This is a genomic window from Collimonas sp. GW821-FHT02H07 (assembly GCF_059421505.1).
The window spans coordinates 492,666-505,328 of sequence record NZ_JBWKVC010000001.1 but is presented as its reverse complement, the minus strand read 5'-3'; the positions used below and the strand labels follow the sequence as shown (position 1 = coordinate 505,328).

13 protein-coding genes are annotated in these 12,663 nt (G+C 62.8%); 4 read left to right on the top strand and 9 right to left on the bottom strand.

Going from position 1 to position 12,663, the window contains the following annotated elements; genetic code table 11:
* Nucleotides 1-9 precede the first annotated feature (9 nt).
* The 9 genes from mdcB to dctP all read right to left on the bottom strand — a co-directional run bounded on the left by mdcB (nt 10) and on the right by dctP (nt 8,371).
* Nucleotides 10-984 carry a triphosphoribosyl-dephospho-CoA synthase MdcB gene (mdcB, locus tag AC07V8_RS02145; RefSeq protein WP_494676860.1) on the bottom strand — a complete coding sequence of 325 codons (975 nt, stop codon included), beginning with the start codon at nt 982-984 and terminating at the stop codon, nt 10-12.
* 8 nt (nt 985-992) lie between these two features.
* On the bottom strand, nt 993-1,682 hold the full coding sequence (gene mdcG / locus AC07V8_RS02140) for a malonate decarboxylase holo-[acyl-carrier-protein] synthase (RefSeq protein ID WP_494676861.1): 690 nt from the start codon (nt 1,680-1,682) through the stop codon (nt 993-995).
* Nucleotides 1,683-1,805: 123 nt separating this feature from the next.
* Nucleotides 1,806-2,522 (bottom strand): biotin-independent malonate decarboxylase subunit gamma, encoded by a 717-nt coding sequence (gene mdcE / locus AC07V8_RS02135; protein WP_494676862.1) that lies wholly within the window; start codon nt 2,520-2,522, stop codon nt 1,806-1,808.
* Nucleotides 2,523-3,422: a biotin-independent malonate decarboxylase subunit beta gene (locus AC07V8_RS02130; protein ID WP_494676863.1), complete on the bottom strand. Its 900-nt coding sequence runs from the start codon at nt 3,420-3,422 to the stop codon at nt 2,523-2,525.
* Nucleotides 3,419-3,733 carry a malonate decarboxylase acyl carrier protein gene (gene mdcC / locus AC07V8_RS02125; protein WP_494676864.1) on the bottom strand — a complete coding sequence of 105 codons (315 nt, stop codon included), beginning with the start codon at nt 3,731-3,733 and terminating at the stop codon, nt 3,419-3,421. The genes AC07V8_RS02130 and mdcC overlap by 4 nt, the downstream gene beginning before the upstream one ends.
* Before the next feature lie 31 nt (nt 3,734-3,764).
* On the bottom strand, nt 3,765-5,426 hold the full coding sequence (gene mdcA / locus AC07V8_RS02120) for a malonate decarboxylase subunit alpha (protein WP_494676865.1): 1,662 nt from the start codon (nt 5,424-5,426) through the stop codon (nt 3,765-3,767).
* A 1-nt stretch (nt 5,427) separates the two neighbouring features.
* A complete protein-coding gene (locus AC07V8_RS02115; RefSeq protein ID WP_494676866.1) occupies nt 5,428-6,777 on the bottom strand; it encodes a TRAP transporter large permease in 1,350 nt (449 codons plus the stop codon).
* Nucleotides 6,777-7,355 carry a TRAP transporter small permease gene (locus AC07V8_RS02110; protein ID WP_494676867.1) on the bottom strand — a complete coding sequence of 193 codons (579 nt, stop codon included), beginning with the start codon at nt 7,353-7,355 and terminating at the stop codon, nt 6,777-6,779. Before AC07V8_RS02110 ends, AC07V8_RS02115 begins: the two co-directional genes overlap by 1 nt.
* Nucleotides 7,352-8,371, bottom strand: a complete 1,020-nt coding sequence (gene dctP / locus AC07V8_RS02105; protein WP_494676868.1) for a TRAP transporter substrate-binding protein DctP — start codon at nt 8,369-8,371, stop codon at nt 7,352-7,354. Before dctP ends, AC07V8_RS02110 begins: the two co-directional genes overlap by 4 nt.
* Nucleotides 8,372-8,726: 355 nt before the next feature.
* On the opposite strand from dctP, the gene AC07V8_RS02100 reads away from it, so the two are divergent.
* The 4 genes from AC07V8_RS02100 (at nt 8,727) to AC07V8_RS02085 (ending at nt 12,662) form a co-directional block, all read left to right on the top strand.
* Complete coding sequence (locus AC07V8_RS02100) at nt 8,727-9,416, top strand: GntR family transcriptional regulator (protein WP_494676869.1); 690 nt, start codon at nt 8,727-8,729, stop codon at nt 9,414-9,416.
* Between the two features lie 33 nt (nt 9,417-9,449).
* Nucleotides 9,450-9,773, top strand: a complete 324-nt coding sequence (locus tag AC07V8_RS02095) for a helix-turn-helix transcriptional regulator (protein WP_494676870.1) — start codon at nt 9,450-9,452, stop codon at nt 9,771-9,773.
* Between the two features lie 51 nt (nt 9,774-9,824).
* Nucleotides 9,825-10,217, top strand: a complete 393-nt coding sequence (locus tag AC07V8_RS02090) for a DUF2946 domain-containing protein (protein WP_494676871.1) — start codon at nt 9,825-9,827, stop codon at nt 10,215-10,217.
* A gap of 90 nt (nt 10,218-10,307) precedes the next feature.
* Nucleotides 10,308-12,662, top strand: a complete 2,355-nt coding sequence (locus AC07V8_RS02085; protein ID WP_494676872.1) for a TonB-dependent receptor — start codon at nt 10,308-10,310, stop codon at nt 12,660-12,662.
* Nucleotide 12,663: the final 1 nt, after the last annotated feature.

Sequence of the window (12,663 nt, the reverse complement as noted above, 5' to 3'; positions counted from 1 at the left end):
GGCAGGTTCTCAGCGCAGGTAGCTTAATCCATGCAGCAAATAGGTGGCTGCCAATAAATCGGCAGCGCCACCGGGCGACAGCTTATCCTGAATAAATACTTTATGGCAACTAATTGCTTGTTCACGCCAATCTTTTGTCGCACTGCCTCCCATTTCCAGGAAAGCCCGCGCGCATGTTTTTACCTTGTCGACCGCCGCCGGACCGCCCCGGTGGTAGAGATTGGTGTCGCTGATGCTGGTCATGAGGACGAACAAGGCATCCACTGCGGCGGCGTCGTAGCCACGGCCTGCTCCCAGCGTCGACAGGAAGCGCGGCAAAGCCGCCTCGAACAGCGATGGAAATCCCAGCGCCGCTTCTTCGCTGGCGCCGCTGACCGCATATTTTTCCGCCGCCAGCCGTCCATGCGAAGGTTCGGCGCAATGCGCGCTGACCGCCCTTTCCTGCATATGCCGGGTCAAGGCATCGCCCCACTGTATCAGCAATGTGGCGCGGATGGCCGGCGCCGACAAGGACATGCCGCGGCCATGGCAATAGCCGGCCGCCGCGCACAGCAGGCCGAGGCAAAAAATCGCGCCGCGGTGGGTGTTGACGCCCGCGGTCGCCTTCAGCATGGTCTGTTCGGCGCTAATGCCAAGTTGCCGCAATACGGCGAATTCCTTGCCTGCCATGCCAGCCTGCGTGATGCGAACGAAATAATGACGCAGCGAAAACAGGCTGCGCATGAATGTGCCGGCATCCATGTCGCTGTGGCTGCCGCTATCCACCAGGGACACCAGGCCGGGCTTCGGATACAGCTGCAATTCGCGATACAGGCTGCGCAGGGTGAGCCGCGCGACTTGCTGGCAGAAGGCTTGCTGCTGGCGCGCGCTTTGTTGCGGCAGGCCGTGCCGGCGCAACTGCGGCGAGGCCGGCGGACGCGGAGCGGGATGGCAGGCTGCGCCTGTCGCGTCGGTTCTTACGTCGGTTCTTACGTCGATTCTCATGCCGATTCTCATGCCGGTTCCAGGCTGGAGATCAGGCTGGCCAGCGTGTTCAGCTGTACCGAGGCTGCCGTCTTCACCAGCACGCGCGCTGCAGTGCCGCCTTCCGCGCCGGCCGGCATGGCCTGCCAGCACTCCTTCCAGGCCACGGCCCGGCCGTCCGGAAAGATCACTTCGCCATCCAGCGGCAAGCGTGCCGCGTGCTGCGCCAGCAAGGCCATGCCGCGCGAAAATTCCGGCGCGCCCGTAGGCGCAAACAACAGGTCGATATCCGAAGCGGCGGTGACATAATTTTGCCGGGTCAGGATTTGCCAGGCCCAGGAACCGTACAAGCGCAGCGCGATGCCGCTATGCAGGCAATCGCCGGCAAACGCGCGCAGCGGGCCGCTCCAGCCGGCCGGCATGTGCGCCAGCGCTTGGCGCAGCGTCAGCGGCTCTTCAATCCGTTCGATATCTGCCAGTTGCGCCCGCAGCGGAATCCTAAGCTTGTCGCCGTTGCCGTCCGGCGGCAGCGCCAATCCCAGGCACAACTCATGTTCCGGCGTATCCGCTTCGCGCCGCCGCAGCACCAGCGGCCAATCCTCCTGCTGCCAGCGTTCCAGCGTCGCGCGGCAATCCGCCGCCACTGTCAGCGCCGCCCGCTGCCAGCCGTCGGCGCTGAGCCAGACCAGGCTATGGCGCGTTAGTGTAGTGTTTCGCATGTAATGGCGCTTAAGAAATGGTGTATTTTCGTGTCAGGCTAGGCACAAACCGGAGCGATAGCGAGCTATCGCGAGGATTTGCAACGACGCATGGCGCGAAAAGGCGCCGTTTATTAAGTGTCATTATGTGCGAAACACTACACTAGCACTCAGCACCGCCTGTGCTACTGGAAAAGCCTGGCTGCGGCCGCCGCGCTGCAAGCCTGCGGCACTGCGCCGGTCCTGCGGGCTGGCGTCGCGCAGGGCCTGCGCCATTTGCAGGGCGAGATCGCCATCCCAGATCGCTTCGATGCCGCCCATATGCAGGTAATTCACCGGTCCCGGCGCAAACACCGGATTGCTCTTGGCCAGTTCCGTCAGGCGCTCCAGCGGCACCTTGGTGATGCGCGCCATGGCCGGCAAGCCCATCACGCGGATGGTCGCCTGCGGCAGGGCAAAACAGGCGTCGGCCATCAGGCCGCTGGTGATGAAGCCGCCCGACAGCGCCTGGTCGTACACCAGGCCGATGATCTTGTGTCCCTGGCTGCGCGCCAGCGCGATGCATTTTCCAAGATGCGCCATATAGCTGTTAATGCCCAGCATTTCATCGCGATGGCGCAGGCGCTGGCCTTGGGTATCGACCAGGATGACGATAGGCCGCTGCGGGAAGTTGCGCACCGTGGCCAGCACCGCCTGCGCCTGCAGCAAGGCGATTTCGACGCCGATCGGCGCATGGCCGCTGCTGCCGATCACGTTCACCGTGGCGCCGTCGACTTGCGCGGTGCCGGTCAGGAAATTATCCTGCTCGACGATGGTGTGGCCTTGCGGGAAAAGCTGCGCGGCTAAGGAAATCCAATCCATTCACGGCCTCCGTCGCAGTTGCGCTGTGGCGGCGACAAAGGCGTCGGCTTCCAGCACGGGTAGATTGACAGCATCGGCGACGCCGATTTTTTGCCAGATGTCGAGCGGGTCGACGGCGGCGCCGAAGGCATCGATGCGGTCCTGCAAAAACTGCTGTTCGGCTTCCAGCGCCTCCAGCGTCAAGGCGATCGCGCCAACGCCGGCATGGCATTCCTGCATCAAGGCAAAGGCCGCCTGCCGGAACGCGGCGCTGTCGTCGGCCACCAGCATCTGGCAATCGCCCAGCAGATAGCGGTGCTTGCCGCCGGTGGTGCGCCAGACCAGCGCGCGGTCGCGGGCATCGAATTCTTCGACGCCGTTGGCGGTTTCTATCACTTCCGGCCCCGACATCGCCAGCCGCCCTTCTTCCGACATCACGATCGCATTGGCGCAGCAGGCGACGATGCCCATGCCGCCGAAACAGCCGTTGGAACCGCCCACCAGCACGATCACCGGAATGCCGGCGGCGCGCACCTCCAGCAAGGCGCGCATCACTTCGGAGACGGCAATCAGGCCGGCATTGGCTTCGTGCAGGCGCACGCCGCCGCTTTCCAGCAGCAGCAGTACCGCATACGGACGCTCCAGCAGCGCGCGCTGCAGCAGGCCGGTCAGCTTGGCGCCGTGCACCTCGCCCACGGCGCCGCCCATGAAGCCGCCCTCTTGCGCCGCCACCAGTATCGGCTCGCCGAACAGCCGCCCGGCGCCGATGGCGACGCCGTCGTCGAACGACACCGGCGCATCCAGCTGGCCCAGATGCGGGCTGACGATGCGCAGCGATGGCGGCAGGAATTCACTGAAACTGCCGGCATCGAGCACCGCATCCAGGCGCTCGCGCGCATGCGCTTCCAGATAGCTGTTCATGGCTGCCCTCCCAGCGCCGCCTCCACCGCCTGGTCCAGGCGCAGGCTGACCACTGCCGGGGTCGCCCCCATGTCGTTGATGGCGATGCGCGTATCGGCCAGTTGCCAGCGTTGCTGAAAATCGCCCAGCACCGCTTGCCAGATCTTGCCGAAGCCGCGCGCGGCGGTCCTGATTTCAATCGTGCAAGCGCCGTTCAGCGGCGCCGACTCGATCAGCACTTCCAGGTTGCCCGAGCTGACCACACCCGACAGCTGCGCCGTGGTCGGCAGCTGGCGCTGGCCGTGTTCAAAACGAAAATTCAAGGTTTCCATCGCAACGCCCTATCACCTTTGCCAGTTCGGTTCACCAGTTCCTGAAACGCTTCGGCGGCTGGTACAAGCCGCCCGAGGCGCGCATCAGGTCTTTCATGCTCTTGGCCGCCAGCAAGTCGCGCGTGGCCAGCCGCTTGTCGATGCCCAGGTCTTCCGGGCGCCGGATGATGCCGCGGTCGCGCAGGTTTTCGACCATGCGCTTGTCGCGTCCCAGGCCGATGGCGGTATAGCCCGCGACGCCGCGCACGGCCTGCTCGCGTTCTTCGTCGCTGCGGCACAGCAGCAGGTTGGCCAGCCCTTCTTCGGTCAGGATATGGCTGACATCTTCACCGTAGATCATCACCGGCGGAATCGCCATGCCGGCCTGCTCGGCCAGTTCCCAGGCATCCAGTTTCTCGACGAAAGCCGGTTGCATGTGTTCGCGGAAGGTTTCGACTATCTGCACCACCAGCTTTTGCCCGCGCGGGATCAGATTCCTGCCGTCGCGCGCCTGCTGGCCGGCTTTCAGCCAGGCCGGGCTGGCGTGGCGCCGCCCGCGCGCATCGGCGCCCATGTTGGGCGCGCCGCCGAAACCGGCAATGCGGCCAGCGGTGGCGGTAGACGAGTTGCCCTGCAAATCGATCTGCAAGGTGGAGCCGATGAACATGTCGCAGGCGTAGTGGCCGGCCATCTGGCTGAAGGCGCGGTTGCTGCGCATCGAGCCGTCGGCGCCGACGAAAAATACGTCGGAGCGGGCCCGGATGTAGTCTTCCATGCCGAGCTCGGAACCGAAGGAATGGATGGACTCGACAAAGCCGGCCTCGATCGCCGGGATCAGCGCCGGATGCGGATTGAGCGCCCAATGCTGGCAGATCTTGCCCTTCAATCCCAGCGATGCCGCGTAGGTCGGCAGCAGCAGCTCGATGGCGGCGGTGTCGAATCCGATGCCGTGGTTGAGGCGCTGGATTTCATACTCGGCGTAGATGCCCTTGATCGCCATCATCGCCATCAATACCTGGATGTCGGAGATCTGCGCCGGGTCGCGCGTGAAGAGCGGCTCGATATAGTGCGGCGTCGGCGCCTGCACCACAAAGCCGACCCAGTCCGCCGGGATATCGACGCGCGGCAAGACATCGACGATTTCATTGACCTGGGCGATCACGATGCCGCCGCTGAAGGCGGTGGCTTCGACGATCGCCGGCGTGTCTTCGGTATTCGGCCCGGTGTACAGGTTGCCGTGGCGGTCCGCCGCCTGCGCCGCCACCAGCGCCACGCGCGGCGTCAGGTCGACGAAGTAGCGGCCGAACAGTTCAAGATAGGTATGGATGGCGCCGATATTCAGCTTGCCGGCCGCGACCAGCCCGGCCAGGCGCCCCGCCTGCGGGCCGGAGAAAGAAAAGTCCAGGCGCGCGGCGACGCCGCTTTCAAAGATGTCCAGATGTTCCGGCAACGCCAGCACCGACAGCAGCATGTGCAGGCCGTTGATGCGCGCCGGATCAAGTTTGGCCAGCGCCTTGGCGAGGAAGTCGGCCTGCTTCTGGTTATTCCCTTCCAGGCAGACTTTATCGCCCGCTTCCAGCACGCTGTACAGCAGGTCCTGGATGCGCCCGGCTTCCACTACCTTGCCCTGGCAACCGCTGCCGAGCGTCTCCGCGGCGCGCCGCAGGCGTTGCTCGCGATTGGCGTTGCGCAAGTCCCAGCGGCGGCCTTCCATGTTATCTGGCTCCCATCAAGACATCCGGCAGGCCGGTGACGATGCCCGGAAACAGGCACAGCAGAATGATCGCCGCAAACATCAGCAGCAGGAACGGCAGCGTGCCCTTGATCACATCGGACAGCGGAATGTCGGGCGCGATGTTCTTGATCACGAACAGGTTGAGGCCGACCGGCGGATGGATCAGGCCCATTTCCATCACCACCGTCATCACCACGCCGAACCAGATCAGGTCGAAACCGGCTTCGCGCAACGGCGGCAGGATGATCGGCGCGGTCATCAGGATGATCGACACCGGCGGCAGGAAGAAACCGAGCACGATCACCATCAGCAGGATCACTGCCAGCAGCAGCCATTTCGACAGATGCAGGGCAACCACCCATTGCGCCGCCGACTGGCTGATGTGCAGATAGCTCATCACATACGAATACAGCAGCGACATGCCGATGATCAGCAGCAGCATGCAGGATTCCTTGATGGTCGAGTTCAAAAACGGCATCAGGTCGCGCGGCCGCCACATGCGGTAGACCACGGCGATCAGTACGATCGCCAGCAAGGCGCCGAGGCCGGCAGTCTCGGACGGCGTGGCGAAGCCGCCGTACAAGGCAATCATGACGCCGATCAGCAGGATCAGGAACGGCAGCACGCGCGGCAGCATTTCGACCTTCTGGGCAAGCGTGAAATGTTCGTCATCCAGGTAGGCCGACTTGACGCCGCCCTGGCGATAGATTTCGTGCGCCAGCCGGTATTCCTTGCGGGCGCGGTAGACGGCATAGCCGGCGAACATGACTACCAGCAGGACGCCGGGGCCGATGCCGGCCAGGAACAGGCGTCCCAGCGATTGTTCCGAGGCCACCGCGTACAGGATCATGGTGATCGACGGCGGCAGCAGGATCCCCAGCGTGCCGCCGGCGGCGATGATGCCGGCCGCGAATCCCGGCGAGTAGCCGCGCCGCCGCATCTCCGGAATGCCGGCGGAACCGATCGCCGAACAGGTCGCCGGCGAGGAGCCTGCCATCGCCGCAAACAAGGCGCAGGCAAAGACGTTGGCGATGCCGAGGCCGCCCGGAACCCGGCTCAGCCAGGCGTGGATCGCCGAGTACAGGTCGCGCCCCGCCGGCGATTTGCCGATGGCCGCCCCCTTCAAGATGAACAGTGGAATGGAGAGCAAGGTGACGGAGGCGATTTCCTCGTAGACGTTTTGGGTGACGGTATCCAGCGAGGAAGCCGGCATGAAGAAATACATGAAGCTGGTCGCAACCACGCCAAGCGCAAAGGCAATCGGCATGCCGGAACACATCACGACAATCGTGACGATGCCATACAGGGCACCAAGGGCAAGCGGACTCATTACACTCCCGTGACGGTTGGTTGATTGGCGCCGCGATCGGTCAGGCGCGTCAGCACCTGCGCCAGGATCTGCAAGGTCAGCACGGTCATGCCGAGCGCCATCAAGGAATAAGGGATCCACAGCGGCGGCGCAAACGTGGACGAGGTCGTCTGGCCTTCGGACCAGGCCTCATGGAACAAGGTCCATGACTTCCACGAAAAGAAACCGCAGAACAGAAAAGAGACCACATCGACCAGCAGCAGGCGCATTGCGTTGACCGCGGCCGGCAGGATCGAAGACAAGGCTTCGATGCCGATATGGCCGCGATACGATTGCGCATAGCCGGCGCACAGGAAGATCACGCCGACCAGCATGAAAACGGTGGCGTCGTCCTGCCAGTCGGTCGGCACGTGGAAGAAATAGCGCGCCACCACGGAATAGGTCATGATCAGCGCCGTCAGCATTAGCGCTACCATCGACAGGTACAAGGCAAGTTTATTGAAGCGTGCAAGTGCGCCAACCAGCACCGCCACTACCGGATTATCCGGCATGGCAGGCAGGTCGGCAGCGGTCGGCTTCGCGTCGAAGCCGTGGCTCATAGGAGTTTCTCAGCCAGTTTCAGCAGCTTGGCGCAATTCTCGTTCTTGGCCGCATAGTCTTTCCAGGCGGTGTTGCGCGCAATGTCCTGCCATTTCCTGACGGTGGCGGCATTCAGGTCGACCACCTTGGCGCCGGCCTTCATGTACACCGCGGCGACGCCGGAATCGTCCAGCCGCGCCGCGCTTTCGGCGAATTTTTCCATGTCGGCGCCGACCGCCATCACCGCCGCCTGCTGCTCCTTGGTCAGGCGGTCGAAGGTAGCTTTCGAGATCATCAGCGGTTCCAGCATGTACCAGTAGGCCTTGTCGCGGCCGCTGGTCAGGCTCTTCGATACTTCTTCCAGGCGAAAGGAAATCAGCGAGGTCGACGACGTCATGGCGGCGTCCATCGCGCCGGTCTGCATCGCTGCATAGATTTCATTGGACGGCAGCGTCACCACGGCGGCGCCGGCTTCCTTCAGGATCAGGTCCATCTCGCGCGAACCGCCGCGTATTTTCAAGCCCTTGGCGTCGGCAGGATCGACGATCGGCTTGGTGCGGGAAGCAACGCCGCCGGCTTGCCAGATCCAGCTGACGATGATCACGCCCTTGTCCAGCAGGATGCGCGACAATTCCTTGCCGACTTCCGCATTCTTCCAGGCCGCGCCTTGCTCGTAGGACGTCACCAGGCCAGGCATCAGGCCGATGTTCACTTCCGGCACTTCGCCGCCGGCGTAGTTGAGCGGCACCAGCGAAAAATCCAGCGCGCCCTTGCGCAGCGCGGAGAACTGGGAATTGGTTTTCATCAGGGAGGAGCCCGGATAAATCTCGAATTTCAGGCTGCCGTTGGTGCGCTTGCCGACTTCCGCGGCAAACATGCGGGTCAGGCGGTCGCGGAAGTCGCCTTCGCTGATGCTGCCGCCGGGAAACTGATGGGATATCTTAAGAGCGCTGGATTGCGCCCAGACTGACGACATGGACCAGAACGGTGTGCTCGCAAGCGCGCCCAGCACGGTTCTTCTGCTGACTAAAGACATATCCCCTCTCCTCTGGTGGAAAAACTACCGATACAATTTTAGCTACTTTTCATGCGGTTATTGCTGAAGATAGATGCCGTGTATTCTTATTTAATTTCCTTGTATACACAATATTCCATAAAACATTTTTATGTCAACGAATAAATACGCCTTACAATCAAATCTCGAATACACGGCGCCGTTAGGGAGTAAGTTGGGCATTTGGGCGGCCGTAGCTGGATGCGATGCAAGGCGCACGTCGCGCCGCAGTGCGAGCACTGCAAGCGGCGGGCAACGCAGCAGCGCGCCTGCTACGGCCAGCACAAATGTTCAACTTACTCCCTGACGGGGCCTTTATCCCAGAAACGGCCAAATTATGCTCACGACAAAAAATCGCTCGGAATCGCTACGCGAAACCATCGAAGAGATGATCGCGGTTGGTGAGTTTCGCCCAGGCCAGCATCTTGATGAAACCGACCTGGCCATCAAGTTCGGCGTGTCCCGCACGCCGGTGCGCGAAGCCTTGATCCAGCTGGCTTCCATGGGCATCGTAGTGACGCGGCCGCGACGCGGCACCGTGGTCGCCGAAATCGGTCCGCGCCAGCTGGTGGAAATGTTCGAGGTGATGGCGGAGCTGGAAGCGATGTGCGGACGCCTGGCGGCGCGCAGGATGTCCGGCGAGGAGCATGCGCACCTGCTGGCGGCGCACCAGGCATGCATGGAAGCGCGCGATGCGCACGATTCGGACAGCTATTTTTACAAGAATGAAGCCTTCCACGACGCCATCTATGAAGGCAGCCACAATGCCTTCCTGGCGACCCAGGCGCGCTCGCTGCAGCGCCGCCTGCGTCCCTATCGGCGGCTGCAGCTGCGGGTGCGCGACCGCCTGAACGTCTCCTATCAGGAGCACGACGGCGTGGTGCAAGCCATCATCGCCGGCAACAGCGAGCAAACCGCCGACCTGCTGCGCCAGCACGTCACGGTGCAAGGGCAGCGCTTCGCCGACTTGATAGCTTCGCTGCAGCAGCTGACTGCGATGCCGGAGCCGCAGTACACCTATAACTGAACGGCGGACAGCTGCATCAGCGCAGCCATGGCGATGCAGGCCACGAGGCGGAACAGTGCAGCTTGCTCCGCCCGTCTGTTCCATCGGGTTGCCGGCATCACGCCGGCCGCCATGCTGATGCAGATGCGCATGGCGCAAGCGGCTTTATGGCTGGCGCAAGGAAAACGTGCAGTGGGCGACATCGGCGAGGCGGTCGGCTATCAGTCGGAGGCGGCTTTCAACCGCGTATTCAAGCGCTGCTTCGGAGTCGGCCCGGGCCAGTACCGGCGCAGCGCCCGCACCGGCAACACATCAATCTCTCCGCACGGCCGCCGTCACGGCTTACGGTCTTGTGCTCGCCCGGGCCTCATCCTATAATCGGCAGGCTTTGCCGCACAGCATCTACCCGCAAGCCTTCGTTAACTATCCATGTTCCGCATCCGCCGCCAAAAAATTGTTGTCTGGAGCTGCCTGTTCGCCATCTGGCTAGGCATCCTGATGCCGACAGTTTCGCAGTCGCTCAAGGCGAGCGGGGCGATCCAGGCATACAACCAGATATACAACGAGATTTGCACCTCGGCCGGACTGGTCCAGGACAATGGCGGCAGCGGCAAATCGTCCATGCCCGCCGGCGACCACTGGAATGCCTGCGGCTACTGCTCGCTGCTGGCCAACAGCCCGCCGCCGGCGGCGTCTTTCGATCTTCTGCTGGCGACTTCGGCGGCGCTGGCGCACGCCAGTCCGCTGCTGTACGACTACATCCCGCCACGGCCGTTTCGCGGCCGCACCCATCCGCTCGACCCGCCTCCTGTCTTCTCCTGAGCAGCCGTTTGGCGGCAGCTGAGCTGCTGCGAATCCCCTGTTGCCGCGGCAATACGGGGATGCTTATCCATTGAAGTCCAGGGGAGTTTTATGCTTGATTTGCTCACGCAAACTGAGGGCGCCTTGTCGCGCCCTCGCCAGTCGCCGCCGTCTTTTTCCTTCCGCCGCTCATGCGCACTATCGGCAGCGTTGCTGCCGCTGTCATTCAGCCTGCCCATATTTGCGCAAAGCGCCTGCGCCGACGACGATGTGCACGCGGTGCCGGAAGTATTCGTCACCGGCGCCCGCGAAAAGCGGGTGCTCGACCCCAACCTGCCCGCCAGCAGCGAGCGCATCACGGCCGAGCAGTTGCAAAACCTGAACGTCGTCAACACTGAAGACGCCTTGAAATACATGCCGAACATGGCGATACGCAAGCGTTTCATCGGCGATGAAAACGCCACCATATCGGTGCGCGGCAACGGCACTTCGCAGACCGCGCGCGGACTGGTCTACGCCGACGGCCTGTTGCTCAGCAACCTGCTCGGCAATACCCACAGCTTTCCACCGCGCTGGTCTATGGTTTTTCCGGAAGATATCGCCCAGGTGGATGTGATCTATGGACCGTTTTCGGCCCTGTATCCGGGTAATTCGATGGGTGCGACTGCCGCCATCACTACCAAGATGCCAAGCAAGCTGGAAGCCATGTTCAAGAGCCAGGTGTTCAGCCAGCAGTTCAAGCTGTTCGGCGTCGACGGCCATTTCGACGGCAACAAGAGCACCGCAGCGATCGGCAACAAGGTCGGCGACCTCTCTTTCCTGCTCGGCATAGATCACCTGAGCAACGCCGGCCAGCCCTTCGTCTATGCCAGCCAGCCGCGTTCGACGCAGACTGCCGGCGCGGCCGCCGTGCCGGTCACCGGGGCTTATTCCTATACCGACCCGAACGGCGCTCCGGCCACCATCTTCGGCGTCAATGCGGAAGGCGCCGAGCGCGCGGTACAGGACCAGTTCAAGTTCAAGGCTGCCTACGACATCACCCCCGCCTTGCAAGCCGGCTTCACCTTCGGCTACTGGCGCCAGCAGGTCAGCAACAATACTCAGACCTTCCTTTGCGACGCCAAGGGCAATCCGGTCTACTCGGGACTGGTGAATATCGGCGGCTACCAATACAAGCTGCCGGAGTCGTTCTTTGCCCCGGCGGCCAGCGAGAGCGAGAACCAGCTGTACGGGCTGACGCTGAAAAGCCGCAACGCCAGCGGCTGGAACTATTCGGCGATAGCGTCCTGGTTCGACATTTCAAAAAGCATCTCGCGCTCCGCCGGCAGCGGGCCGGCCGGCAATCCCAGCGGCGTGGCCACCTTCGGCGACGGTTCCGGCTGGAAAACGCTGGACCTGGCAGCTGACTACAAACCGGCGACAGGCGCCGTCGGCAGCCATTGGCCGACCTTCGGCTATCACTACGATAATTATTTTCTGGAAAACACCACCTACAACCTGAGCAACTGGCGCAGCAGCGACCGCAGTAGCTTCAATAACGCCTTCGCCGGCAAGACAGAAACACAGGCGCTGTTCGCCCAGGATGCCTGGCAGCTGAGCCGGTTGTGGAAACTGACTTACGGCCTGCGCTACGAAGACTGGCGCGCCTACGACGGCGCCCGCGCCATCACCGGCTCGGCCCAGCGCTACGCCGACCGCAATCTCTCTTACTGGTCGCCCAAGGCAGCGATCTCTTACAAGGCCAGTCCCGACCTGACCCTGCGCTTTTCAAGCGGCCGCGCCTATCGTTTTCCGACCGTCAGCGAACTGTTCCAGGGCAGCCTGACTGGCTCGACGCTGGTCAACAACGATCCCAACTTGAAGCCGGAAAACGACCTGGCGAAAGAACTGAGCGCGGAGTGGGCGCATTTCAACGGCCTGCTGCGCATGTCGCTGTTTGAAGACGACGTCAAGAACACCTTGTTCAGCCAGACCAACACCACGGTGTTTCCCAACGTGAGCAGCATCCAGAATATCGACCGCGTCAGGTCGCGCGGCATCGAGCTCAGCTATGCCGCCGAGGATGTTTTGCTGCGCGGCCTCGACCTCAGCGCCAGCGTCGGCTATACCCGTTCCATCATCCTGGAGAACAGCAAAAATCCGGCGACGGTCGGCAAAAACTTTTACCGCATCCCCTTGTGGCGCGCCAACCTGGTGGGCAGCTACCGCATCGGCGACCAGGCCACGGCGACGCTGGCCGGGCGTTATTCCGGCCGCCAGTACAACACTTTGACCAATACCGACGTCAACCCGGACACTTTCGGCGGCACCAGCTCCTTCCTGGTGTTCGACAGCAAGCTGACGTTCAGGCCGACCAGGAATACCGAGCTCGGCATCGGCGTCGACAACCTGACCGACCGCCGCTACTACGTCTACTACCCCTACCCGGGCAGGACCTTCTACCTGGAAGCCAAGGTCAGCCTGTGAG

Excerpts from the sequence above, each read along its gene's own strand:
- mdcB (WP_494676860.1), bottom strand. The coding sequence starts at position 984 with ATGAGAATCGACGTAAGAACCGACGTAAGAACCGACGCGACAGGCGCA.
- mdcG (WP_494676861.1), bottom strand. The coding sequence starts at position 1,682 with ATGCGAAACACTACACTAACGCGCCATAGCCTGGTCTGGCTCAGCGCC.
- mdcE (WP_494676862.1), bottom strand. The coding sequence starts at position 2,522 with ATGGATTGGATTTCCTTAGCCGCGCAGCTTTTCCCGCAAGGCCACACC.
- AC07V8_RS02130 (WP_494676863.1), bottom strand. The coding sequence starts at position 3,422 with ATGAACAGCTATCTGGAAGCGCATGCGCGCGAGCGCCTGGATGCGGTG.
- mdcC (WP_494676864.1), bottom strand. The coding sequence starts at position 3,733 with ATGGAAACCTTGAATTTTCGTTTTGAACACGGCCAGCGCCAGCTGCCG.
- mdcA (WP_494676865.1), bottom strand. The coding sequence starts at position 5,426 with ATGGAAGGCCGCCGCTGGGACTTGCGCAACGCCAATCGCGAGCAACGC.
- AC07V8_RS02115 (WP_494676866.1), bottom strand. The coding sequence starts at position 6,777 with ATGAGTCCGCTTGCCCTTGGTGCCCTGTATGGCATCGTCACGATTGTC.
- AC07V8_RS02110 (WP_494676867.1), bottom strand. The coding sequence starts at position 7,355 with ATGAGCCACGGCTTCGACGCGAAGCCGACCGCTGCCGACCTGCCTGCC.
- dctP (WP_494676868.1), bottom strand. The coding sequence starts at position 8,371 with ATGTCTTTAGTCAGCAGAAGAACCGTGCTGGGCGCGCTTGCGAGCACA.
- AC07V8_RS02100 (WP_494676869.1), top strand. The coding sequence starts at position 8,727 with ATGCTCACGACAAAAAATCGCTCGGAATCGCTACGCGAAACCATCGAA.
- AC07V8_RS02095 (WP_494676870.1), top strand. The coding sequence starts at position 9,450 with ATGCAGGCCACGAGGCGGAACAGTGCAGCTTGCTCCGCCCGTCTGTTC.
- AC07V8_RS02090 (WP_494676871.1), top strand. The coding sequence starts at position 9,825 with ATGTTCCGCATCCGCCGCCAAAAAATTGTTGTCTGGAGCTGCCTGTTC.
- AC07V8_RS02085 (WP_494676872.1), top strand. The coding sequence starts at position 10,308 with ATGCTTGATTTGCTCACGCAAACTGAGGGCGCCTTGTCGCGCCCTCGC.